Source organism: Mucilaginibacter sp. 21P, assembly GCF_019331605.1.
GTDB classification, from domain to species: Bacteria; Bacteroidota; Bacteroidia; order Sphingobacteriales; family Sphingobacteriaceae; genus Mucilaginibacter; species Mucilaginibacter achroorhodeus.
The window spans coordinates 781,844-804,715 of the sequence record NZ_CP063061.1 but is presented as its reverse complement, the minus strand read 5'-3'; the positions used below and the strand labels follow the sequence as shown (position 1 = coordinate 804,715).

General features: G+C 43.8%; 24 protein-coding genes. 7 read left to right on the top strand and 17 right to left on the bottom strand.

Features of this window, described 5'->3' with window-relative positions; genetic code table 11:
* Positions 1-26: 26 nt before the first annotated feature.
* From nusA to INP83_RS03505, 4 genes are all read right to left on the bottom strand, one after another.
* Complete coding sequence (gene nusA, locus INP83_RS03520) at positions 27-1,262, bottom strand: transcription termination factor NusA (protein WP_146269506.1); 1,236 nt, start codon at positions 1,260-1,262, stop codon at positions 27-29.
* A 9-nt stretch (positions 1,263-1,271) separates the two neighbouring features.
* A complete protein-coding gene (gene rimP, locus INP83_RS03515) occupies positions 1,272-1,736 on the bottom strand; it encodes a ribosome assembly cofactor RimP (RefSeq protein WP_219126326.1) in 465 nt (154 codons plus the stop codon).
* Positions 1,737-1,865: 129 nt separating this feature from the next.
* On the bottom strand, positions 1,866-2,288 hold the full coding sequence (locus tag INP83_RS03510; protein ID WP_219126325.1) for a hypothetical protein: 423 nt from the start codon (positions 2,286-2,288) through the stop codon (positions 1,866-1,868).
* Positions 2,289-2,295: 7 nt separating this feature from the next.
* Positions 2,296-2,763, bottom strand: coding sequence for an Lrp/AsnC family transcriptional regulator (locus INP83_RS03505; RefSeq protein WP_219126324.1), 468 nt, complete (start codon positions 2,761-2,763; stop codon positions 2,296-2,298).
* An 84-nt stretch (positions 2,764-2,847) separates the two neighbouring features.
* On the opposite strand from INP83_RS03505, the gene INP83_RS03500 reads away from it, so the two are divergent.
* Complete coding sequence (locus INP83_RS03500; protein WP_219126323.1) at positions 2,848-3,771, top strand: DMT family transporter; 924 nt, start codon at positions 2,848-2,850, stop codon at positions 3,769-3,771.
* Positions 3,772-3,813: 42 nt separating this feature from the next.
* On the opposite strand, the gene INP83_RS03495 is transcribed toward INP83_RS03500, so the two are convergent.
* Positions 3,814-6,180: a prolyl oligopeptidase family serine peptidase gene (locus INP83_RS03495; RefSeq protein WP_219126322.1), complete on the bottom strand. Its 2,367-nt coding sequence runs from the start codon at positions 6,178-6,180 to the stop codon at positions 3,814-3,816.
* A 73-nt stretch (positions 6,181-6,253) separates the two neighbouring features.
* Here INP83_RS03495 and INP83_RS03490 point away from each other — a divergent pair, with 73 nt between their 5' ends.
* Complete coding sequence (locus INP83_RS03490) at positions 6,254-6,775, top strand: GNAT family N-acetyltransferase (RefSeq protein WP_219126321.1); 522 nt, start codon at positions 6,254-6,256, stop codon at positions 6,773-6,775.
* 207 nt (positions 6,776-6,982) lie between these two features.
* Here INP83_RS03490 and pafA read toward each other — a convergent pair whose 3' ends face one another.
* A complete protein-coding gene (gene pafA / locus INP83_RS03485) occupies positions 6,983-8,641 on the bottom strand; it encodes an alkaline phosphatase PafA (RefSeq protein WP_219126320.1) in 1,659 nt (552 codons plus the stop codon).
* A 181-nt stretch (positions 8,642-8,822) separates the two neighbouring features.
* Here pafA and INP83_RS03480 point away from each other — a divergent pair, with 181 nt between their 5' ends.
* The 4 genes from INP83_RS03480 (at position 8,823) to INP83_RS03465 (ending at position 10,942) form a co-directional block, all read left to right on the top strand.
* On the top strand, positions 8,823-9,086 hold the full coding sequence (locus INP83_RS03480; RefSeq protein WP_219126319.1) for a hypothetical protein: 264 nt from the start codon (positions 8,823-8,825) through the stop codon (positions 9,084-9,086).
* Positions 9,087-9,104: 18 nt separating this feature from the next.
* A complete protein-coding gene (locus tag INP83_RS03475) occupies positions 9,105-10,010 on the top strand; it encodes an AraC family transcriptional regulator (RefSeq protein ID WP_219126318.1) in 906 nt (301 codons plus the stop codon).
* A 77-nt stretch (positions 10,011-10,087) separates the two neighbouring features.
* Positions 10,088-10,564, top strand: coding sequence for a DoxX family protein (locus tag INP83_RS03470; protein WP_219126317.1), 477 nt, complete (start codon positions 10,088-10,090; stop codon positions 10,562-10,564).
* Positions 10,565-10,567: 3 nt separating this feature from the next.
* Positions 10,568-10,942, top strand: coding sequence for a hypothetical protein (locus INP83_RS03465; RefSeq protein WP_219126316.1), 375 nt, complete (start codon positions 10,568-10,570; stop codon positions 10,940-10,942).
* A 6-nt stretch (positions 10,943-10,948) separates the two neighbouring features.
* Here the strand turns inward: INP83_RS03465 and INP83_RS03460 are convergent, their stop codons facing one another.
* From INP83_RS03460 to ruvX, 11 genes are all read right to left on the bottom strand, one after another.
* A complete protein-coding gene (locus INP83_RS03460; RefSeq protein WP_219126315.1) occupies positions 10,949-12,043 on the bottom strand; it encodes an acyl-CoA dehydrogenase in 1,095 nt (364 codons plus the stop codon).
* A complete protein-coding gene (gene pnuC / locus INP83_RS03455) occupies positions 12,040-12,645 on the bottom strand; it encodes a nicotinamide riboside transporter PnuC (RefSeq protein ID WP_219126314.1) in 606 nt (201 codons plus the stop codon). Before pnuC ends, INP83_RS03460 begins: the two co-directional genes overlap by 4 nt.
* Before the next feature lie 3 nt (positions 12,646-12,648).
* Positions 12,649-15,084, bottom strand: coding sequence for a TonB-dependent receptor (locus INP83_RS03450; protein WP_370630583.1), 2,436 nt, complete (start codon positions 15,082-15,084; stop codon positions 12,649-12,651).
* 363 nt (positions 15,085-15,447) lie between these two features.
* The gene (locus INP83_RS03445; RefSeq protein WP_146269519.1) at positions 15,448-16,470 is read right to left on the bottom strand and encodes a DUF3078 domain-containing protein; all 1,023 of its coding nucleotides are present in this window, start codon (positions 16,468-16,470) and stop codon (positions 15,448-15,450) included.
* A gap of 42 nt (positions 16,471-16,512) precedes the next feature.
* On the bottom strand, positions 16,513-16,827 hold the full coding sequence (locus tag INP83_RS03440) for a hypothetical protein (RefSeq protein WP_255563245.1): 315 nt from the start codon (positions 16,825-16,827) through the stop codon (positions 16,513-16,515).
* Complete coding sequence (locus INP83_RS03435) at positions 16,824-17,570, bottom strand: hypothetical protein (RefSeq protein WP_219126313.1); 747 nt, start codon at positions 17,568-17,570, stop codon at positions 16,824-16,826. The genes INP83_RS03440 and INP83_RS03435 overlap by 4 nt, the downstream gene beginning before the upstream one ends.
* Before the next feature lie 62 nt (positions 17,571-17,632).
* Positions 17,633-18,463, bottom strand: coding sequence for a glucosaminidase domain-containing protein (locus tag INP83_RS03430; RefSeq protein WP_219126312.1), 831 nt, complete (start codon positions 18,461-18,463; stop codon positions 17,633-17,635).
* Positions 18,464-18,508: 45 nt separating this feature from the next.
* On the bottom strand, positions 18,509-19,069 hold the full coding sequence (locus INP83_RS03425) for a glycoside hydrolase family 73 protein (protein ID WP_219126311.1): 561 nt from the start codon (positions 19,067-19,069) through the stop codon (positions 18,509-18,511).
* A gap of 3 nt (positions 19,070-19,072) precedes the next feature.
* Positions 19,073-19,714 (bottom strand): O-methyltransferase, encoded by a 642-nt coding sequence (locus INP83_RS03420; RefSeq protein WP_219126310.1) that lies wholly within the window; start codon positions 19,712-19,714, stop codon positions 19,073-19,075.
* Positions 19,715-19,782: 68 nt separating this feature from the next.
* Positions 19,783-21,108 carry an alpha/beta fold hydrolase gene (locus tag INP83_RS03415; protein WP_219126309.1) on the bottom strand — a complete coding sequence of 442 codons (1,326 nt, stop codon included), beginning with the start codon at positions 21,106-21,108 and terminating at the stop codon, positions 19,783-19,785.
* Positions 21,109-21,183: 75 nt separating this feature from the next.
* A complete protein-coding gene (ruvX, locus tag INP83_RS03410) occupies positions 21,184-21,591 on the bottom strand; it encodes a Holliday junction resolvase RuvX (RefSeq protein WP_219126308.1) in 408 nt (135 codons plus the stop codon).
* Positions 21,592-21,726: 135 nt separating this feature from the next.
* Between ruvX and INP83_RS03405 the strand changes: the two genes are divergently transcribed.
* Positions 21,727-22,872, top strand: coding sequence for a hypothetical protein (locus INP83_RS03405; RefSeq protein ID WP_219126307.1), 1,146 nt, complete (start codon positions 21,727-21,729; stop codon positions 22,870-22,872).

Sequence of the window (22,872 nt, the reverse complement as noted above, 5' to 3'; positions counted from 1 at the left end):
TACGATTTTTAATTTGTTATTCGGTTTTATTCAAACTCAGCCTGCAGAATTGATAAAACTTCTTTTACCGTTTCCTCCTCCAGGTCGGTACGTTTAACCAATTCGCCAACAGATAGCTCCAATACCGATTTTGCCGTATCTAAACCAATACGTTTAAACTCGTCTAATATCCAGCTATCAATTTCGTCTGAGAATTCTTCGATGTCCACATCCTCATCATGCTCATCTGCCTCACGGTAAACATCAATCTCATAGCCTGTCAATTTACCTGCCAGTTTTATGTTATGGCCACCACGACCGATGGCTAATGACACTTGATCTGGTTTTAAGTAAACTGCAGCGGTTTTTTTCTCGTCGTCCAGCTTGATTGTAGTGATCTTTGCCGGAGATAAAGCACGCTGAATGTACAGTTGTATGTTATTGGTGTAGTTAATTACGTCAATGTTCTCGTTCTTCAACTCGCGAACGATACCATGGATACGCGAACCTTTCATACCCACACAAGCACCAACCGGATCGATACGGTCATCGTAAGACTCAACGGCAACTTTTGCACGCTCGCCCGGTTCACGAACGATCTTCTTGATAGTGATCAACCCATCAAATATCTCCGGTACCTCAAGTTCAAACAAACGTTGTAAGAACTCAGGGGCAGTACGTGAAATAATGATCTTGGGGTTGCTGTTCATCATATCCACCTTACTCACTACGGCGCGTACACTATCGCCTTTTTTGAAATAGTCTGCAGGAATTTGTTCGGTTTTTGGAAGCAACAACTCGTTACCTTCATCATCCAGTACCAAGGTTTCTTTTTTCCAAACCTGGTAAACTTCGCCGGTAACAATTTCGCCAACGCGGTCTTTATATTTTTTGAAGATCTCGTCTTTCTCCAGTTCCAGAATTTTTGAAACCAATGTTTGGCGTGCTGCCAAAATAGCGCGGCGGCCAAAACTTTCTAAAGTGATCTGCTCAATAAAATCGTCGCCAACTTCCAGGTCAGGATCAATTTTGTGCGCTTCTGCCAGTTCAATTTCAAGGTCATCATCCTCGCTAAAACCATCTTCCATTACGGCACGCGTGCGCCATATCTCTAAGTCACCGTTATCAGTGTTTACAATTACGTCGCAATTTTCGTCTGTGCCGTACTTTTTCCTGATCATGCTTCTGAAAACGTCTTCCAGTACGCTCATCATGGTTGGGCGGTCAATATTCTTGAAGTCTTTAAACTCCTGAAAAGAATCAATTAAATTAATATTGCTCATCTTCTCTTATTACTTGAATGATATTAAAACTTTTGTTTCTGTTATTTTATCAAGCGGAATTGTGCTTTCCACAATCTCTGCTTTTTTTCCTTTTTGCTTTATGGTCTCTTCTATCTGTATAGCTTCATCGCCTGCAGCAATTAGTTTACCCTCACGTTTAGTGCCGTCATCCATTTTTATACTCAGGTTGCGGCCAATGTTCTTGGTAAATTGCCTTGTCAACTTTAGCGGCGCATCTACTCCGGGCGATGATACCTCAAGGTTGTAGGCATTTTCTATCACATTCTCTTCTTCCAGATGAAAGCCAACATGGCGGCTGATGGCCGCACAATCGGCAATTCCTACGCCGCTATCTCCGTCTACCAACACCATCAACTTACCGTTCGGGTGCATCTTTACATCAACCAGAAAGATGTTGGGCAACTCTGCTAACTTCTCTTCAACCAGCTCTGTTACTCGCTTTTCAATATTCATTATCGTTGTGTTTTCGTCCCGTTTTTACGCCAGGAAAAATTGATCGATAAAAGAAAAGAGGGGACTAATCGCCCCCTCTTTTTTAATTTTCAATGCAAATATAACATGTTTCAAGATAATTTCAAAGCCTTAGGGCTTAAAAATCAAATCGATGTATTTACGCGAGCCAACTTTGGCACCGCCCCGTATGTAGTCTGCCAGATGATTGGCCGCATCAAGCTGATAGTTACGCACAAAGTATGTTTTTCCTTTTACGAAAGGCGTATCCGGTGTAAAAGTAATGATCGAATCGTTTACCTCGTATCTACCTGGCTGTATCGGCTGATAACTTTTGAGATCGGTATCTTCGGGCATAGCGTAAACCGGCACGAGGCTTTGCCATACATGTGTATTGGTATTTCTCGATAATTCTCCTATGACCAATTTATCTAAACCATTAAACTGTACAGACCGGTGATTGGGCGATAGCAACAAGCTGATCCTCGATGTTGACGGCGGTGGCCGTGAACAAGCGGTTAATAAGACCAAAAAAAACAAACAACAGATCTTCATATCGAAATTATTTGGGGACCGGCAGGGCCAAGCCGCTTTTCACAATATCCATACAAATAGATGATTTAAAGCGCTGTATGCCGGGGTTATTAAAAAACAATTCGTGCGTAAGTTTTTCATACTCTTTCATATTGCTTACCACTACTATCAGCATAAAATCTGCTTCCCCGGTTACGTAATAGCATTGCTGCACCTGCGGCGTTTGCTCAAACTTGCGTTTGGTTTTAGTGACTATCTCTACCTTATCTGCCTCCATCTCTACCTGCACAACAATAGTGATAAGTTGCCCCAGATGTTCCGGATTGAGTACGGCGATGTCTTTTTTTATAACGCCCAGTTCGCGCATACGGGTTATCCTTCGCTGAACAGCTGGTGCAGAAAGCCCTATCTTATTGCCTATCTCGCGCTGCGATGTTAAGTTATTCAATTGCAGTATTTCGAGTATTTTATGATCTAAAGGGTCTAAAAGTTCCATTGAACCGCTAAAATATGAAACAAAATTGCATAAACAGTTCAAAATTGATGAAAAAATGCACGTTTGTCAATTTATTTTTGCGCCATGGCGATTGAAACTAACAACACCCGCAAAGGGATAATTATGGCTGTGGTAGCAGCTACGCTTTGGGGTATATCCGGCACATGCGGACAATTTTTATTTCAGCAACGAGAGATAAGCGTTGAATGGCTGATGTCTGTAAGGATGTTAGGGGCAGGCGGGTTGCTATTGGTATTTGCTCTGGCTAAGAAGGATAAAGATGTACGGAACATCTGGCTGGATAAACCATCGCGCAGCAAACTGCTGATGTTTGGCATTTTTGGAATGCTTACCGTACAATACACCTACTTTGCTGCCATTAAATTCTCTAATGCCGCAACAGCAACCATATTGCAATTCTCTGCCCCGGTGATGATAGCCATTTACCTGGCCATACGCCACGGGCAGCGGCTGGTAAAGCAGGAGTACCTTGCCATTTCATTAGCTGTGCTTGGGACAATATTGTTAGTAACGCACGGTAACCTGGGGGCTTTAAATATTTCGTCGCTGGCTTTTGGCCTGGGTATGGCATCGGCTGTGAGCCTGGCAACCTATACGTTGTTACCCGTACCACTGCTTAAAAAGTTTAGCGCGGTAAGTGTTATCGGCTGGGGACTGTTCATTGGCGGCGTTGCCATTTCGCTTGTTAAAGCGCCCTGGAGGCCGGATGGCATTTGGGATATTTACACTTATGCCAACACGCTATTTGTAGTGATATTCGGGACATTGTTCCCTTTTTACTTGTATCTGCAAGCTGTACACCTTATTGGCGGACAAAAAGCCAGCGTACTTACTTCGGCAGAGCCGCTTTCGGCAACACTCATTTCTGTAGTGATATTGGGCCTGTCTTTTAAATTTATGGATTGGATAGGTGCGTTGCTCATCATTGCAACGGTATTTATCCTATCCATGAAGAAAACTAATACGTCGGCAGGGGCAAGTATATAATTTCTAAACAGCAAAGCCGCAATTTGAATTGCGGCTTTGCTGTTATTTACTCTTTAAAGTTTCTTCGAATAATTTAAAGATGCGTTTGTACTCATCCGTCCAGCTGCTGGGTTGTACAAAGCCATGGTCCTCAACCGGGTAAGGGGCTAATTCCCAGTTTTCTTTGTGCAACTCTATCAACCGCTGACTTAAACGCACAATATCCTGAAAGTTCACGTTTTGGTCTACCATGCCATGGCACATCAGCAGCCGGCCTTTTAAGCCATCCGCAAAATATATAGGAGAACTTTCGCGATAAGCTTTTTCATCAGTATATGGCTCGTTGAGAATATTTGATGTGTAACCATGGTTGTAATGTGCCCAATCGGTAACTGAACGGAGCGCTGCGCCTGCAGCAAAAACATCGGGCTTGGTGAACATAGCCATCAGCGTCATGAACCCACCGTAGGAGCCGCCGTACATACCGATGTGCTTGGCATTTACGCCGTATTTTTCAACCAGTAGTTTAGCGCCATCTACCTGATCGTCCAGATCGGCACCACCCATGTGGCGGTAAATACCCGTACGAATATCACGGCCATATCCCGAGCTGGCAGTGTAGTCGATATCCATCACCGTATACCCATTATCTGCCAGTAGGTTATTGAACATATATTCGCGGAAATAGCTGCTCCACCAATAATGCACATTTTGCAGGTAACCGGCACCATGTACAAATATTACGGCAGGCTTGGCAGGATCGGCGTTTTTAGGTACATAAACCCTTGCGTAAATATCCTTTCCAATTCGGTTTTTAAAGCTGATCACTTCAGGCTCGCGCCAGGCATAAGAGTTAAACTCAGGCGAGGTTGAACGGGTGACCTGTACCGCCTTAGCACCCGCCTTGTTGGGCTGCACATAAAGTTCCCATGGTTTATTGGAGTAGGAGTAACGTATAGCCAGCCATTTTTCATCTGGTGATAGGGTAACCTCATTACCCCCCTTCATGCCGGTGAGTTTTGCCGGAGCACCGCCTGTAACCGGGATGCGGTAAAAGTGCGTGATACCCGGGTGCTCCATATTGGCAGTAAAGTAAAACGACTTTTTATCATTTGAGATCTGCAGCGTTTGCACTTCCCATTTACCTGCTGTTAGCTGTTTTTTTGTGCCGTTGGCAACATCGGCAACGTACAGATGTGAATAACCGCTGGCCTCACTTTGGTAGTAAAAATGTGTGTTATCTATCCAACCTAAAGTACTATTGCCAAACCAGGCGCCGGTGCCCGGCCCGCCTATCCAGGCATCATCGTGCTGCCTGTCTAACAAGCTTAGTTTACAGGTCTCGGCGTTCAGTTTCATGAGCCAGCGGTCTTTATTGTCCTGTGCATCTACATTAACGATGGCATATTTACCATCGGGGCTCCAATAAGGGCCTACCAGGTCAACTTTACGGTCGGCATCAGCCTTTTTCATGGCTGCCAATTCTTTTGGATAATCTTTATAAAAATCAGGAATATCCTTTATTCCCGGGATGTCTTTAGTAATCACTTTATAAACGCTGTCGCGCTTTACATCAAAAATAAATAACTCGCTTGATTGCTGCGGTGCGCCTACCTTTGTACGATTGGGGATATCCTCTGTAAAACCGGACGCCGTTACATAGTTAGGAACAATGGTACTTTTTGCGCCTTCCGCAGCTTGTGTTAAACGATAGGTAATATACCTGCCATCCGGGCTGACCTGCTGAAAGTTTACGCGTTTATCGCCGATAACAATCTCTTTTAATTTGTCACCATCGTTTTCTGCCCGCTCAACTGAATCCAGCTTCTTATCTTTTGCCTCTTTCTTTATTACATCAAACAACTCCAGTTGCTGTTTTTTTAACCAGGCAATTTGTTCGTTATCTTTTGCAGGTTTCTTGTCGCTTGCATTTTTAACAAAGTTTGTAAGTTGTATCAGTTCGCCTTTGGCAAGTTTTAAATAGTAAAGGTTGTTTTCCCTGGTAAAGATGACCGCTGTCTCATCCGTATTAAAGGTTGGTGCACTCTCCCGTTCTGTGGTATTGGTTAATTGCGTGATTTTGCCTCCTGAAAGCTGATAGAGGTACAAGTCGCCGCCTTTTTCAAATACCTCCATGGTGCGCGAGCGGTTCCATTTACCATCTGCAGGCATATCCCGGCGCTCCGTTAAACTCACCTTTTGAGGCTTTAGATCATTTGGTGTTACTGCGTACGTTTGATCGCGGTCTGCCTTGTCGGGGTTCCAATCGAAATAGATCTTTTTACTATCAGCGCTCCAATGGATATCTGAGGGAGAGATTCCCATCCATTTTGGGTCGCGCATTATTTTTTCAACTGTAAGCGGCGCAAGGTTCTGTGCCATGGTACCTGATGCTGTTAAAACTAACAACAGGGTAAATATCTGTTTCATGTGAGTAAGTTAGCCGCTGCAATTTAGCACTTTACCTAAGATTGCTATTTTTATTGCTGTAATTGTTACAAATATGGAATTAGAGGGTACAAATTTCAAGCTTCGCCCATGGCTAATGCAAGACGCGCCGTGGTTACAGAGACACGCTGATAACCCCAGCGTAAGCAAGTACCTGCTTAACCGGTTCCCTTATCCGTATACCCTTATTGATGCTGAAGAATTTCTGCAACATATTACCGGCCAGGAGCGGCTAACCACTTTTGCAATTGAGGTAAATGGCGAAGCCGCCGGCGGCATTGGGCTGGAATTGCGTCGTGATGTTTACCGCTATTCGCCACTGATAGGCTACTGGCTAAGTGAGGAGCATTGGGGCAGGGGCATTATGGTAGGAGCAGTGAAAATCTTAACACATTACGCTTTCACAAAACTTGATGCCATTTGTGTACAAGCCTTTGTTTTCAGCGAAAACACGAGATCTATGCGGGTGCTTGAAAAAGCCGGATACCAAAAGCAAGGTATTATCAGGCAATCGGTGATCAAACGCGGCGTGGTAATGGACGAGCATATTTATGCAGCCTATCCACCCGAAAAATAATGAGGAACTTCTCCGAGGCGCTAAAGAGCGCCGATTGCGCGTTCCTGTAGGGAGAGGTTTCATGGCGCCTAAAAACCCCTCCCTGCCACTACACTATACAGCCGCACCCCTCCCATGGGAGGGAGTTAAAAATTGACACCTGGATTTTCTGTAAAATAAAAAGGCCGCGGGGTTAACTGCGGCCTTTCTATATCACTCTAAAAATTTTTATTTCAACACTTCGCCAATGGCGGTACCAACGTTGCCGTTTGGTGCCTGGATATGCAAGAGTTGCGATACGGTTGGTGCAATATCCGTCATGTGCGTTTCGCGGGTGAGACTGCCATGTTTAACACCCCAACCCATAAATATCAACGGGATATGGGCATCATAAGGGTTCCACGTACCGTGCGTTGTACCGGTTTGGCCATGGCCACTGTACCAACCCGGTTTCAATACTATTTGAATAGCACCACTATGCTCAGGGCTGTAACCATTCTGGATCCTTTCCTTCAAGGCTGCCGGAATATTCGCTTCTTCTACACGCTGCATATCAACAGCGTAAGCTATAGCAGGTTGCTCCATCAGGTATTGTATCACGTCAAGCTTAATGGCTGCATCGCTAACTTTTTGCTTACGTAGTTCTGTGTTATTAAAGTTCACCTGGTAATTGTTGAAACTTAAAACAGCTCTCTTAACACTGTATTTTTCTTCCAGCATTTTATTTAGGCCTGTCAACGCTGGTCCGTCATTCCAAACACCGGCAGGCACTTTATGATCTATCAGGAAGTTGGCGTTATGTGCAGCGCCGTGGTCTGCCGTAAGGAATACCGTATAGTTGCCTTTGCCTACTTTGCCATCGAGGTAAGTAAAGAAAGCAGCCAGGTCTTTATCAAGGCGCAAATATGTATCTTCTGCCTCAACAGAGTTAGGCCCAAATTGGTGACCGACGTAATCTGTAGAAGAAAGGCTTACAGCCAAGAAATCTGTCACTACATTTTTGCCTAAGTTCTCACCATCTACGGCAGCGCGGGCCAAGTCAAGCGTCATGCTGTTACCGTAAGGTGTAGAGCGAATAAGCCCGGCATTACCTTTGTAAAGCGCAGATGTTTTGATCGGGAAGGTTGGCGCTTCGGTACCGCTGAATTTACCTTCGTGCCCCGGGGTGTTATCCGGTTCGCTTTGTACGTAGGTGTTGATAGGATAAAGTGTGTTCCAATCCTGATTCAAATACTTCTCGGCTGGTTTACCGGCATTAAAGTTTTTAACCCACGCGGGCAGGTCTGTCATGTAATAAGTGCTGCTTATCCAGCTGCCATTTGCATCATCAAACCAATAAGCCGCGTTAGCAGCATGACCGGCAGGCAGAATGCCGCCTCGATCTTTAAGCGCGATACCAATAACTTTTGAACGGAAATTTGTTGCAAAACGCAACTCATCGGTAACTGTGCTGGTAAGCATATTACGCGGCGACATTTTGCCGGCCTTTGAGTTACTACCAACTGCTACAACCGTGCTATCATCTGTGCAATACATTGATTTACCGGTTGCCTGTACAATAAAATCGTTACCGGCAATACCATGTATGGAGGGCACCGAACCGGTATAGATGCAGGTGTGGCCAGCAGCAGTTACGGTTGGTATGTAAGGGATCAACGTGTTCTCGCAGGTAAAACCCTCGTTAAGCATGCGCTTAAAACCTCCGGCCTGGTACCTGTCAAAGTAGCGATATAAATAATCCCAACGCATTTGGTCAACTACTATACCTACAATCAATTTCGGCCGCGGCAGCGTGCTTTGCGCTGTTGTTTGTGCTTTTTTTGTTTGTGCCGATGAAATAAGTGTGGCAGCAGCAAAACCTATTGAAAGCAATAATTTTCTCGTCATAACATCAAAATGGGTAAAAGGCAAATATCACATTTTACATATATATCCTACGTGATATTTATGTTATAAAGGTGTTACAAAGCACAGGAGTTAATGCCGGCCGTATTATAAATACCACTGCCGAAAAGCTTGCTTTATTATATGAGCCATCCATTTCCTTTTAGTAAGTTTAATCCAGATTATGCTTTTTCAATTTAACCTTTACAGCTCTGTTTTACTGGTGTTTTTTAGCCAGCTTATGATCTTCGGGTTTTTGCTGCTGTACCTTGGTTTAAAAGATCAACTTCTGTCATCAAGGTTGCTCGGCATATTCTTGCTGCTATCAGGGTTATTTGTTTTCCCCTGGATGGTAGGTTTTGCCGGTTGGTATGATAATCAGCCGTACAGGGATATTTTATTTTACACCCCGTTTATTCATGCTTTATTCTTTGGCCCTTTGATCTAACTGTACGTAAAAAGCTTATTGAACATCGATTATAAAATCGCTTACAATGATTATCTGCATTTTATACCCGGCTGTTTATTTGTGATCTGGGCGCTGATCGTATTTGTCTACGATAATTTAGTCGTACATCATTATAGTTTAATGAACGGCCGCAACGATCCCGATTTCGATAACTGGTATTCCTGGCTTTGGTCGGTAAGTATAGTGGTTTATTTGGCTCTTACATACAGGTATTACACACGCTATCGGGACTATATCATCGACGAACTATCATTTGCCGATCAGGCAAGTTTCAGGTGGTTAAGAAATTTTCTTTTGGCCTACCTGTGCCTGGCGGTCATCGTTGTTGTTGAACAATTTGTGGCTATTTTCCACGAATCAAATTATGTTATTTCGTGGTACTTTTTTATGGGCTTTGCTGTTGTTGGTTATTACATTGCTGTTAGTGCCTATGGGCAGCAAGGGCGTATGTTGGCTAAGCTTCATTACGTTCCTGCACAAGTGCCGGCAAGGGATGTAAACCGATCTGCTTCATCAAAAACAGATGATCTTGAGGAACCTTCCAATTTAAATTACGAGCTTGTCCAAAAATGGAAACCCGCCGTATTAAGGCAATTAGAGCACAAACGGATATTTCTTGACCCGGAATTAACGCTTACCGACCTTGCCAAAAAATTGGGTACAAATACTTCGCTCTTAAGCAAAGTTATCAATGCCGGATTTGGTATTTCTTTTAACGATCTGATAAATAATTATAGGGTTGAAGAAGCTAAAAGGCTGATGGCAAGCCCTGCTCACAAGCAATTCACCATGCTGGCTATAGCGTTTGAAGCCGGCTTCAATTCAAAAGCTACTTTTAACCGGGCTTTTAAACGTTTCGCCGGAGAAAATCCATCTGATTACCAAACCAGGCTTCAGCGATAAACTAAATGTTGCCTCATAACATGTTCTGAAGCGCTCAAGCTTTGAAATTGCGGCAACTTGCGCTAAAAAATCGCTATATGATCACTCTTATTAAAAAGTTAACCAAGCCGCTGTTATTGCCGCATTGGTATCAGGACCTGCTTTTGGCTATTCCGCGTTTGGTTTGCGGATATCTTTTGACAGCCGACTTTGGCTCGGCCAAATTCGGGCTTCCATGGAGCCCAAAAGACAATAACCTACATTTATTTGAGGTTGCATTTTGGTTTCCACACGATGTAGCTGCCTATGGCGGGATATTTAAAATGTTCCCCGTATTTTTTGCTTGGATGGGCGCTTTTAGTGAAGCCGTCGGCGGGATATTTCTGCTTGTAGGTTATCAAACCCGGATTTTCAGCATACTCATTTTACTGACCATGCTTGTTGCCATATTTATGCAGCAGTGGCAAAACGGCTTATGGAACATGCTGCCTGCAATGGGTTTTGCCTGGGTAGCGCTTTATACCTCTGTTATCGGAAGCGGCCGCTTCGGTGTTGATCACTTATTAACAAAATAGCTTATGAAAAAGTATTATATACCAACGCTTGTTATGATTGTTTTATTCACAAGCAGCTGCGTTCAGCCAACCAGGAACATTAACATAACCCTTAAACTGCATTTGAAAGGCATGAAAGATGTGCAGCGGGTTGGTGTAAAGGGCAACGATAAACCTTTGAGCTGGGACCAAGGCTTGCCGATGACCCCCATTATAAAAGATTCTCTGTACACGGTTACCTATACCTTAAAAACCGGGTATAATTTCACTGAAATCAAATTCACTGTTGATGACAAAACGGAGCTTAAAGGACAACCCAACAGGAGACTTGAATTCCCAAACACTAACAGGGTTGTATATGAAGCTGCGTTTGATAATCCGGGGACTAAAGCAAAGTAAAATCTTTTACTCCAAAAATGTAAGCAGAGCATGCTGGCTTGCCGTGTGGATATCGCGCCAGACGCGGTTAAGTTCGGTATCGGGCGAGGCTGCCAGAAGGCCGCAATAAGGATAGAGCCCGTCAACGGTTTCCCGGGCAACGCGGGCCAGCATTCTGCTGGTCCTGCTTACATCTTTCAGATGTTTCTCATTAGCGATGTCTTTCCAGGAAAGGTTTACTGCCTTGTAAAAAGCAGTGCGGGCATCGTTCAACAATATGATCGCCGACTCGCGCTCTTGCATCATCAAAGTGGCGTTGGCCTCGCTTACCCTGCGCAAGTTGGTTGCCTTAAATTCAAAAGCATCTTGGCACAGGTCTACAAAATTAACAGCCAGGCCGGATAGGTTTGCTGCCAGCGTGGCTTCTGCTAACTGGAGAAATGGGTACTTATAAATTGTTGCATCAATTACCGTCGCTTCCGGCTTTATTTCAAAACTGCAGTTCTTATCAACATATACGTTATCTATAGTATAAGCATCGCTACCTGTGGCAACCATGCCCATATATTTCCAGCCGCTTTGCAGTTGTACATCCGCTTTGTCTAATACAAAAGACCGGATAATCGGGGCACTATCAACAGTTAACGGAGTTCCTTTAGCATTAACAATACGACAGTTGATGGTGATGTGCGTAGCATGATGAACACCGCTTGCATATTTCCAGTTGCCGTTGATGATAAAGCCATTGTTATGTTCAGTAGCTGTTCCGGTATCGGCACCACTACCGGCAAGGCAAGTCTTTTTATCTGCAAATATCTCTTTGGCAACCTCCGGCACTATAAATCCGCCAAAGAAACCGGCCCCGCTGCATAGGGTTACTACCCAACCCAAACTGCCATCGGCCCAGCTCAGCGCTTCTTCCGTTTCAATCAGTTTTGGTAAAGAATATTGCAATCCGCCGTATGCCTCAGGCACCAGCATATTAAACCATTGCTGTTGATAAACTAACTCCAGCTGCTTTGGATGCAGCATGCCTAAGGCTTCCGCCTCGGCCGCGTTATCCCTTATCTGTTTTACCCAGGCAGCATCTAACAGCTGCGAGGGATGATGAATTGCGCTCATGCTTTTTCTCCTTTCGCAATTTTACGCCAATCCACATAACCGAAAATAGCTACGATGAACAGGATAAGCGTTAATACCGAAAACATCACCAAGTGCTTATGGAACAGCAACGGAATAGCGAACAGGTTACTTACGTTGAGCAGCACCCAGTTCTCAACCTTCCGGCGCGCCAGCAGCCACATACCCGCCCAGGCAGTTGACGATACCCAGGCATCCATTATCGGCACTGTTGATGGCGTATATTTCACCAGCAAAATATAGAGCAGCCCCCAGCCAACAAATGAGATCAATAGCGTTATTATCCATTCCTGCCTGGTGGCAAAGCTTACTTTAACAGGCGGTTCGTTCCGCTTTTTTATCCAATGATACCAGCCATAAATACTCATCACTACGTAGTAAACATTGAGGGCGCTCTCTGCAAAGAGATGTGCATTTAGCAGCAGGTAAATCGATATCAAAGTGGCCGCTATACCAGTGGGGTATAGCGCCACTTTGTTGGCACGCGCCAGTAAAACCTCGGCAACACCTAATAGCACAGCCAGCCACTCTAATAAGGATGTAGCCTTAACCTGCTCTAAAAATATATGTGCCCAGGTTTCCATTGCTTAAAAACTTATGGTTACCGATGTCATGAAATTACGTTTAGCCTGCGCAAAAAAGTAATTATAGTTAACCACCTGCCCGCCTTCAATATCAGGATAGGTTGCTCCGTTTGCCTCATACTCTTTATTAAAGATGTTGTTTACCTGCAATCCGAGAGCTATGTTTTTAACATGCTTTACAGCAAAGTTGTATCTCACGCGCAGGTCGCTCACAAAGTAATTCTTCAGCAAGCGGTCGCGCACGAAGCGGTTGTTACCTATTGACGTAAAGCCTGCCGGATTGGTATTGGAAGTGTTATCCAGGTATTGGCTGCTGATGTATTTGTTGAGCAAAGCGATCTCGCCACCTTTGATCGGCGAATAAGCGATCTCGCCCGAAGCGATAAAAGATGGCGAATAGGCAATATCCGTTTTCTTTAAAAATAAAGGCACTTGGGTATTGTCGTCATAGTTGCTTAACAGCTGCGTGTAATTCTTGATCTTATTAGCGCTTAAAGTGGCTGTTGCTGCAATGCTCAGCTGCCTTGTAGCCTGTACGCGCCCGTCAAATTCAACACCGGCGCGGTAGCTATCATCAACATTTACGCGAATAGGTGTACCTACATCATTAAGTGCACCTGTCAAAATCAACTGGTTTTTGTACAGCATGTAAAACCCGTTTATGCCGCCTTTAAAAACATCGCCAGATGTGCGGTAACCTGCTTCAAAATCGTGCAGGGTTTCGGGCTTGGGCCTGGTATCGGGTGTCGAGTTCGTGTAATCATCCCGGTTAGGCTCGTGGTTGCCAACGGCATACGATGCATATACGTTGCTGTTCTCATCAAGCACATAGGTTATACCCGCCTTAGGGTTAAAAAAGTTAAGGGTGACCTGTTGCTGAACGTTATTTAAATTACGGTCTAAACCAAGGAATGAATAATCAATGCGACGATATTGCAGATCTGCGTTTAGCACCACTTGGCCCAGTCGCCACTCGCCGCGGGTAAATATGTTGAAGTCGTTTTTCTTTGCATCATCCCGGTAGTACTGATAGTTTGGTGGTATGCCTTCTCCTTTTTCTGTATAGATAATATTTCCGTAATGCGCGCCTTTGTACTGGTTATAGGCACCTCCTAAAGTAAAGTTGAGGTTGCTTTGCGGCGTATATTTCAACGCGTAGGTAACGCCATAAAAATAATTATCCAGCCAGCGGCGGCGTGCAAGATTGGTAGTATCGCTTGCTGGTGACGGCGCTTTTAAACCGTAATTGGCGATCAGGTCATTGTTCCTGTATTCTTCATAATAACCTTTACCGCGAGTGTAATGTAATGCGCCACTGAAAGATAATTTATCTGATAACTTACGGTCATACAATAACTGGTAATGGTTCTGCAGATAATCATCCACCTGGTCGCGGTAACGTTGCCCGTTAGACATCAGGCCCAACTCGTTATAAGTACGATGATTGGGAATAGCGTTATCGCTGATAATGTAATCCGGAATACCGTTCCAAGCCTGAAAGGTGCGCTCCTTTCCAGTAAAGATATTAGCTCTTAAAGTGCTGTTATTACCGTAGTAAGCACCGCTAACAAAGTAAGACTTCAAATTTGACGATGCAGCATCAATGTAGCCGTCAGAGGTTATCTGCGACAGGCGACCATCAACAGCAAACTTGCCACCCATTAAACCCGTACCAAAATTGAGGGTGTTCTTAAAGGTGTTGTATGACCCTGCCGAACTGCTGATATCGGCATAGCCGGTATCTCTCCTGGTGGTAGTTTGTATGTTGATGCTACCCCCAAAGGCACCTGCTCCATTGGTTGATGTACCTACGCCACGTTGCACCTGGATGTTATTTACTGATGAGGCAATATCCGGGATATCAACGAAGAACGAGCCCTGGCTTTCCGAATCATTATACGGAATGCCGTTGATGGTTACGTTAATGCGGCTTGCGTCGCTGCCACGAATGCGGATGCCCGTATAACCAACTCCCGCGCCGGCATCAGATGTGGTAACCACCGATGGCGTTTGATTAAGCAAATAAGGCAGATCCTGGCCAAAATTGTTTTTCTGCAGGTCTTTCTTGCTTAGGTTGGTAAAGGCTGTTGGTGATGTTTTGTTAGCACGGGTTGCAGTTACGGTTACTTCCTCGGTGGTAAAAACGTTACTGCTTAATGATAAGTTAATGGTTTGGTTGCCATTTACAGAAACGGATCTGGTAACCGGCTGAAAGCCCACAAAACTTGCCTTAATTACATAAGTACCGGCAGTTAGGTTATCAATCGTGTAAAGGCCGCGACTGTCTGTTTGAGTGTTAACGTTCGGATTGCTGATAGAAACAGTAGCGCCCGGCAAAGCCTGCCCGGATTGATCGGTAATTTTCCCTTTGATGGAAAATTGAGCTGATGCCATAAAAGGCAACAACAGGGCCGCAATGGCCACAAATAAGTTTTTCAAAATGTGTTGAACAATAAATTAGTTAAACTAACCACAGTCAGGGTAAAGCTGCAGCATAATTAACTTTTACCTCTCCCTACGCCGGCATTATCCGGATCAGGTGTCGCCCCCCGGCCCCCTAAAGGGGGAGCAGAAGAACTCTAAGTCGACTTTAGAGTTTTAATTGCTCCCCTTCAGGGGGTCCGGGTGATCATGGGTATGATCTCAGCCTGTCTTTCAGTTTGATTTTACTCAAAGCAAGGCACCCCTTGAGAATATTAATGCGCAAATATAGCTTTTGATTTTTTAAATGCAAGTGAATACATTTTGCCCGGAGCAATCAACACTTTTGCAGACTTGATATGAGGCAATTACAACCCCGTATCACGGGAATTTATACAGCACGCCAAGCGCAAGGCCTTCGGTACCCTGTACCGAGTTTATACCGGTATTTTTATCAAACAGGAGCGTGCCGTTCAATGATACGTTTATGAGGCGGTTAACCTTGGCCGCAAGCACCGCATCAACACGGTGGCGGGTATAGCTAAGCGGTTGGCCGTACGGCACAAACATCTCATAACGGGTGTTAAGGTGCATGTTTTGTGCAATATCTTTATCAAAAATAGCTACCGCCTGAAATGCAATGTCATTACGTATAGTACTTCCGCGCTTTACGCCATAAGCATCGGTTTGGTCTGGCGCAAAAACTTTATCATCCAGTACAAAAGTTTGGCGGGCGGTACCGGTACCAAGGCGGAGATCGAAGTAAGAAACCGGTTTGTACTCAAAACCTACCGACTCTGTTAAATAACCCGGTGCCATAAAATTTGATATCTGTGTTGGTGGCAACTGGTTGTTGGGGTCGTAATTGTAACCTTTATCAAACTGCGATTCAAAGCTTAACGAACCGAAGAAAAACCAATGTTTAGACATTTGGGTAGCAAGCTTGTTATCCCAAAAAATACGGTCATTGGTTTTGCGCGATCCTACACCTTTACTTTTCGATTTACCGTATTGCAGGTTAAGCTCCGATACGTAACTGAATGGTGCTTTATTATATTCGGTATGGTAGATGAATGTTGAACCGATGGCAATAGATGATACACCACCCGCAGCATAATTATTAGTAAATGCGGCCTGGTTAAAGTTTAAGCCAAAGGTAATGGCCTTTCGCCAGTAACTCACCTTGTAATCTAACATGGTTACCGGTATCAGCTCTTGCCTTATCTCCAATGATGTTGGCGGTACGGGAATGGCGTTCTTCCTGGTGTTGATGCGGTATTTATTAAGAAGAGCAGTATCTATCTTAACCGTGTCTTTTTTTGCAATTGTATCGGTAGTTTGAGCTGAAGCACCTATCGCGATAGTAAACGACAGTAAAAAAAGCTTAATACCAGTTTTCAACATGGCACAAATAAAAAGTAAAAATCTGTTATTTCATCTTATTAATTAAAAATATCTAAGAAAAGCAAAGAACTTGCGCTTGCCCAGGTATTCAAGATCAGCTTCGTTTTTAAACGCCTCTCTTTCAAAAATAATATTAAGGTAGGCAGAATTATGGTCTCGATAGTGTATCAAATTAATTACATAATTTAAAAGGTACAACACATAAAAAGGCAGTACCAGCAATTCCGCCTGCTGGCGCAGGTGTATGCATTCATGATTAATGAGCACCTTATCATTTTTGAAGGCATGTTCCTTCACTAAAATAAACGGGAACAAGGCCATGCCCGCCACGCGCATAAATGGAACTACGATGATCAATTAACGTCTAATTTAATTTCGGGCAGTGGCGGTACTTCATAGGCTCTTGGCCTGCGCAGATAGCGTTTCAGGTTGTTACGTATATAGGAGATAAACTCATAATCGCCGGCCGTGGTAACCAGGTAATAACCGGGGCGGTATTTCTGCATAAAATCGGTGAGCTTTGGTTCTTCCAGGTGGGTTATACCTTGTACAAAGGCTTTATTAAACCGATAATCAATCACCTTTTGCTTGTATTCAGCATCTATTATACCCCTTAGCTTTTCAGCGTTCCTGCCGCTTCTGCTAAACATATTATACAGGGCATCAATACTTAAACCTACACCGCCGGGGCCTAAATTTAACAGGTCGGGGTTATTGGATGGGCCGTATAATTTATTGTATTCGCGCTTAGTGTTTTCCAGCTGTTTATCGGGCGATAGGTTTTTGCCTTTAATGGTAACTTCCATCAGTTGAATGGCTACCGGTTTAAGATATACGGCTAATGGCTCAAAATCTTTTACACTGATGGTATCGCTGAAATGCTCCGGCTGGGAGAAAGCCAGTTTATCACCAACCTTTGCCTCAATAGAAAATTCGCCCTTGAGTGAGTTGTATACCGATCTGCCTGATGTGAGGTTTTTTACGCCCACCCTGGCAATGCGCGCGCTGCTGTTTTTATCAAATACTATCCCGCTAACGGTTGATTGCGCAAAGCCGGCAGCACACAGCATTAAAAAACAAGGAACAAGCCATAACTTCATTTGCGAGATTAAAGTTACGGTTTTGGCTAACGATAAATTATGCTTTAACAATCTTTAACACACTATTTCACAACTACCAGCTTCTGGCCTACACGTATGCCATTATCAGGCAATTTGTTGAGTTCCCTAAGGTCGTCAACAGTGATACCAAAACGCTTAGAGATGCTGTATAGTGTATCACCTTGTTTTACAGTGTAAATTTTATCGTCGGGAGGGGTTTTGCTGATGCTGTCCTGTTGGGGAGTATTAGCTTTGTTGTTGATCTCTTCCAGCACCCGGTCTTCGCGTTTTATCTTGGCTATCTCGCCCTCAGGGCGGTCGTACTGATCAAGCTGATATTTGGTGATGAGGTTGATAAGCAGCTGCGGGTATTTAGGGTTTGTAGCATAGCCACAAGCCTTTAGGCCATAAGCCCAGCCGGTGTAATCATTCTTATCCAGCTCAAAAAGCCTTGCGTAGTTCTTTTTCTTTAAAAAAGTTGAATGATCCCTGAACGATTCTTCGGGATTTGCATAAACCCGAAAGCAATCGTTCTCGTTATCATCGTTCTTGTAATAGCTTTCACCTGTCCAGGTGCTGCCGCATTTAATGCCAAAATGGTTGTTGGCAAATTTTGCCAGGTCGCTGTTGCCTGCGCCGCTTTCAAATAAGCCCTGCGCCAGCGTAATGCTTGCGGGAATACCATAAGCATTCATTTCTTCAATGGCGATGGTCTTAAACCTGTCGATATACTCAAGCGATGTGAGGTCTTTATGGGCAGCTATACTTGCGCGGTTGCGCTTCTGTATGTATTTGTTGTTTGCACGGGCCTTGCTGGCGCTGATTATCCCTTTTTTAGCAGAGCAGGAAGTAAAGCAGAAGGCAGCAATTAACAGGAATAGTAATTTACGCATGAGTTTGCTTATAGCTTAGCCAAACTTAAGGTTTTTAATAACTGGTTAATTGTTGTTTGCCAATTCGGGCTTTTTTGAAGCTGTAGTATCCGGGGCAGCATCGTCATCAAATTCATTAAGGCTGTATCTTTTGATAATGCCCATCACCTGCGACGCCCATTTTTTGCTGCTGCAATAACCGCTGCGTTGAATACCCTTAGCCCAACCCTTGTAGTCATATTGAGTAAACTTATCAGCCAGGTGGCTAAACTGCTTACGCTCTGTCATGATGCGTGCAAAATCCTTGAAAGAATCCATAACGCTATCGTACTTTTTGTAAGACGAGCGAACCTTTTTGTTCCCTTTATAGTACACCGCGCCGCCGCCGCCTTTAACACCAAACTGGTTATTTAAATTTTTTGCAATGGCACTTTTACCGCTTCCGCTCTCATGCATTGCCACACCAAGTATAATGCTTGCGGGTACACCGGTCTCATGCATAATACGAATGGCATTATCTTTGAACTTCTCTATATAAGATTGTGATGTACTTTGAGCCGAAGCTACTGAAGTTGATGCAATTAATGCTGAAACTGAAAGAAGAGCAATAGTTAAGAGTTTCTTCATAATTTACTTTTTTCTGATGAGCAACAAGCCATCGCGAACAGGTAGTATGATTTTTTCAACCTGTTTTTTAACAGCTATTTGTTCATTTAGTTTGCGAAAACTTTCTGTGTCGGCGTCTTTTTGATCGTCATCGTACACTTTACCTTTCCACAAAACATTATCAATTATTATTAACCCTCCGGGTCTTATCTTATCAAGTACTAACTCAAAGTACTTAAAATTATTCCGTTTATCAGCATCGATAAACACAATGTCAAAGTTATTTTCTTGTAAATCAGCTATTACGGCCTCTGCAGGGCCAATATGAAGCTTTATTTTTTTATCCACATTTGTTGACTCAAAGTGTGAATTAAGCATTTCTTCATATTCTGCATTTACTTCTATGGTATGCAAAATGCCTCCATCAACCAATCCCTCGGCCAGGCAAATGGCAGAGTAACCGGTAAAAGTGCCAATTTCAAGAATAAGTTTAGGCTGCATCATTTTGCTGAGCATGCTCAGCACCCGGCCCTGATAATGACCTGACAGCATGTTAGCTTTCAGCATCTTCAGATGAGTATTCCGGTTTATCTTTTGCAACCCTAACGGCTCGGGGTCGCAATGGTTATCAAGGTAGCCTTGCAGGGCCGCGTCAAGAATTTCCATGGCGCCAAAGATAAGGATTTTATTTTTTATCGCTTTTTGGTGTCAAACCCCATCATTGTGAGAAGGATTTACTTCATAAACGCTACTACTGTCTCCGTAAAAACTTTGGGGATCTCAAACGGCGCATAATGCGATGCTCCTTTAAATATTATTAGCTTGCTATTAGGTATGTTTTGAGCAATAGCGCGGGTATGTTTTTCCAGGATCAGGTCGTGTTCCCCGGCCATTACCAACACAGGCGATTTGATCTTGTGGATGTCATTAAAGGTTAAATGCGGTTCTTGTAATAGTAACGTTGTTAAGCGTAGTTTAATTTGCGATGCTTTGTCTGTCTTGTTTTTATAATACGCTATTCTTTGTTTAACCTCATTAAGTACAGTATCCGGCAAGGCATCAGTTGTGGGGAAAAGATTTGCGCCCATTACAGCAAGTTTATTTACATACTGCGGGTATTTTACAGCCATTATTAGCCCGGTATTACCGCCATCGCTCCACCCTAAAATATTTGTCTTTTTTATATGTAATGAATCAAGCAGTTGCTTCATGTCTTCGGCGAATAGATCGTAAGTTAGTGCGCCGGTAGATTCATCTGTACTTTTACCATGCCCACGGGTATCAACAGCAATTACCTTAAATTTCTTTGCAAGATCCTTTATCTGGAAATTGAAGGCATAAATTTCGTGCCCGTTGCCATGCAATAAAAGTAATGGCTCACCCTGCCCATAAGTTTCGTAGTAAAGCGTGGCATCTTTTAATTTTACAGTCCCCGATGCTGCTTTATTGTAACCATAAGCTATCGGTTTAGGCTCATAATCAGGGTTTATCTTTGCCTTTGAAATATCCTGCCCATCTATCAGAACCTGCGCATCATCCATCCAAAGTTTACCGGGGCCGTTTAGTACTGCGGCCACGTAAATAGTTTGCGCGTCGATAGGAATATCAACCGTAACAGAATACTCCGCCCAGTCGCGGGTGCCGTTTATTTTTTGATCATAGTTGTTCTTATAAGCCGACATTCGCGGTATCGCGTTATCTATCCTTATAATTAGCATTGCTGCATCCTTAACATCGGCTATCTTCATCCAGGCTTTAAACGTGATTGTTTTGCCAATAAATTTTGCCGGAATTTTCTCTGCTACGCTACCAAATGATCTTTCATCGCCGGGCACCACCTGCTGTATGAGCACCGAACTTTTACCGCCTTGTTTTTCATCACTTACCTGTGCTAATTTATATTTATCGCTTTTGTGGAAATCAAACCATTTGTCAGGAAGCTCTTTACCTTCTGTACGAGATTCAAAACCAAAATTATACATAGTATCCGCTACCGGAGTTTGGGCAAATAGGCACAGGGAAAATGACAATGCGAAAAGTAAGGCGCTTAAGGTTTTCATTTAGGAAAGGAATTTAATCCAAAACTATCTATTTAACCTTCGCTTGCAACAGGTTTAACATCATTTAACAGGTAATCAGAATTTCTGCATCCAGCTTTGCAACAATATCACCGCCGACACAGTATCTACCAGCTCCTTATTTTGCCTTGCTTTTTTACCCATGCCGCTCTGGGCTATTACTGCTGATGCCATTTTCGAGGTAAATCGCTCATCCAGCATTTCGATGGGGATTTCAGGAAAGTTCTTTTTCAGCAAATTCACAAAACCCCTAACATGGATAGCCGATTGAGATGGGGTGTTATCCATTTGCTTGGGTTCGCCTACAATAAAACGCTCCACCTGCTCTGCCTGCAGGTATTTTTTCAGGTAATCAACAATGTGCATGGGGTGCACGTTATCCAGCCCTGTTGCAATGATCTGTATAGGGTCGGTAACGGCAATGCCAATTCGCTTTGTACCATAGTCGAAAGCCATTACGCGCATATAGCAGAGATTAGTGGTCGGTGATCAGAGATTGGTTGCATGAGTAAACATCTACGTGTCAAAGATAGTGTAAATGGGTGGTTTGTGGTTCGTACGATATCTTACATCTCATATCTAATCCTTATCTTGCACCAAATGCAGTTTAAGGAGATCATAGGGCAGCAGGAGGTAAAGCAAAGACTGATCAATTCGGTAACTGAGAACAGGGTAAGCCATGCGCAGCTGTTTTTAGGGCCGGAAGGTTCTGGTTCTTTGGCTTTGGCCGTGGCTTATGCGCAGTATCTCTCTTGTGAGGATAAGCAGCCTGATGATTCTTGCGGTGTATGTTCATCATGCCGCAAGTACCATAAACTGATGCATCCCGATCTGCATTTTTCCTATCCGTTTTTTGCCAAGCACAAAGATGATAATGCCCTTACTTTTATTGAGCAATGGCGCCAGGCTTTTACGGCTAATCCTTACTTAAGCCTTGATATCTGGCGGGGTTATCTGGATGCCGAAAACAAACAAGCCAACATCAATATTGCCGAGTGCCACCAGATCATCAAGAAGCTAAGTTTTAAACCATTCGAGTCTGTTTACAAGATCCTGATCCTTTGGCTGCCCGAGTACCTGGACAAAGAGGGAAATGCGTTGCTTAAAGTAATTGAAGAACCCCAACCAAATACCTTGTTTTTGCTGGTGGCGCAGAACCAGGACCAGATACTGAACACTATTCTTTCGCGTACGCAACTGGTGAAAATTCCTTGTTTAAATTTCGAGGACATTAAAACCGAGATGCTCACGCGCCACCATCAAACAGAAACGGCGGCTTCAGAAATAGCCTACCTGGCAAACGGAAACATGACCGAAGCTTTGGCTATTCTACAGCAGGACTCCAAAAGCTACCATGAACTTTTTGTGCAATGGTTGCGCCTGTGCGTTAGCAATAAAGGCCTTGAGGTACTAAGCTTTGTAGACCAGGCAGCCAAGATGGGGCGGGAGAATCAAAAGAATTTTATAAGATACGGTATAAGTTTTTTAAGGGAATGCTGCCTGCTGCGTGCCGGTGCCGAGCGCATTGTTAAGCTGCCCGAGCATGAGATGGAGATTGCGAAAAAAATGTCGGGCGTTATCAATCTGTCGATGGGGCAGGCGGTAATAGCTGAGTTAGAAACTGCACATTACCACATCGAAAGGAACGCCAATCCAAAAATCTTGTTTTTAGACGTATCTTTGCAGATTATAAAAATATTACATTTGAAAATTGTCCCCCAGGGGAATCACTATATACCGAACTAA

Bases quoted from the DNA above. Each gene is read 5' to 3' on its own strand.
- pafA (WP_219126320.1), bottom strand. From the start codon at position 8,641: ATGACGAGAAAATTATTGCTTTCAATAGGTTTTGCTGCTGCCACACTT.
- INP83_RS03415 (WP_219126309.1), bottom strand. From the start codon at position 21,108: ATGAAAACCTTAAGCGCCTTACTTTTCGCATTGTCATTTTCCCTGTGC.
- INP83_RS03480 (WP_219126319.1), top strand. From the start codon at position 8,823: ATGCTTTTTCAATTTAACCTTTACAGCTCTGTTTTACTGGTGTTTTTT.
- INP83_RS03425 (WP_219126311.1), bottom strand. From the start codon at position 19,069: ATGAAGAAACTCTTAACTATTGCTCTTCTTTCAGTTTCAGCATTAATT.
- INP83_RS03445 (WP_146269519.1), bottom strand. From the start codon at position 16,470: ATGTTGAAAACTGGTATTAAGCTTTTTTTACTGTCGTTTACTATCGCG.
- pnuC (WP_219126314.1), bottom strand. From the start codon at position 12,645: ATGGAAACCTGGGCACATATATTTTTAGAGCAGGTTAAGGCTACATCC.
- INP83_RS03465 (WP_219126316.1), top strand. From the start codon at position 10,568: ATGAAAAAGTATTATATACCAACGCTTGTTATGATTGTTTTATTCACA.
- rimP (WP_219126326.1), bottom strand. From the start codon at position 1,736: ATGAATATTGAAAAGCGAGTAACAGAGCTGGTTGAAGAGAAGTTAGCA.
- ruvX (WP_219126308.1), bottom strand. From the start codon at position 21,591: ATGCGCGTAATGGCTTTCGACTATGGTACAAAGCGAATTGGCATTGCC.
- INP83_RS03505 (WP_219126324.1), bottom strand. From the start codon at position 2,763: ATGGAACTTTTAGACCCTTTAGATCATAAAATACTCGAAATACTGCAA.
- INP83_RS03405 (WP_219126307.1), top strand. From the start codon at position 21,727: ATGCAGTTTAAGGAGATCATAGGGCAGCAGGAGGTAAAGCAAAGACTG.
- INP83_RS03430 (WP_219126312.1), bottom strand. From the start codon at position 18,463: ATGCGTAAATTACTATTCCTGTTAATTGCTGCCTTCTGCTTTACTTCC.
- INP83_RS03500 (WP_219126323.1), top strand. From the start codon at position 2,848: ATGGCGATTGAAACTAACAACACCCGCAAAGGGATAATTATGGCTGTG.
- nusA (WP_146269506.1), bottom strand. From the start codon at position 1,262: ATGAGCAATATTAATTTAATTGATTCTTTTCAGGAGTTTAAAGACTTC.
- INP83_RS03460 (WP_219126315.1), bottom strand. From the start codon at position 12,043: ATGAGCGCAATTCATCATCCCTCGCAGCTGTTAGATGCTGCCTGGGTA.
- INP83_RS03435 (WP_219126313.1), bottom strand. From the start codon at position 17,570: ATGAAGTTATGGCTTGTTCCTTGTTTTTTAATGCTGTGTGCTGCCGGC.
- INP83_RS03490 (WP_219126321.1), top strand. From the start codon at position 6,254: ATGGAATTAGAGGGTACAAATTTCAAGCTTCGCCCATGGCTAATGCAA.
- INP83_RS03420 (WP_219126310.1), bottom strand. From the start codon at position 19,714: ATGGAAATTCTTGACGCGGCCCTGCAAGGCTACCTTGATAACCATTGC.
- INP83_RS03495 (WP_219126322.1), bottom strand. From the start codon at position 6,180: ATGAAACAGATATTTACCCTGTTGTTAGTTTTAACAGCATCAGGTACC.
- INP83_RS03470 (WP_219126317.1), top strand. From the start codon at position 10,088: ATGATCACTCTTATTAAAAAGTTAACCAAGCCGCTGTTATTGCCGCAT.
- INP83_RS03510 (WP_219126325.1), bottom strand. From the start codon at position 2,288: ATGAAGATCTGTTGTTTGTTTTTTTTGGTCTTATTAACCGCTTGTTCA.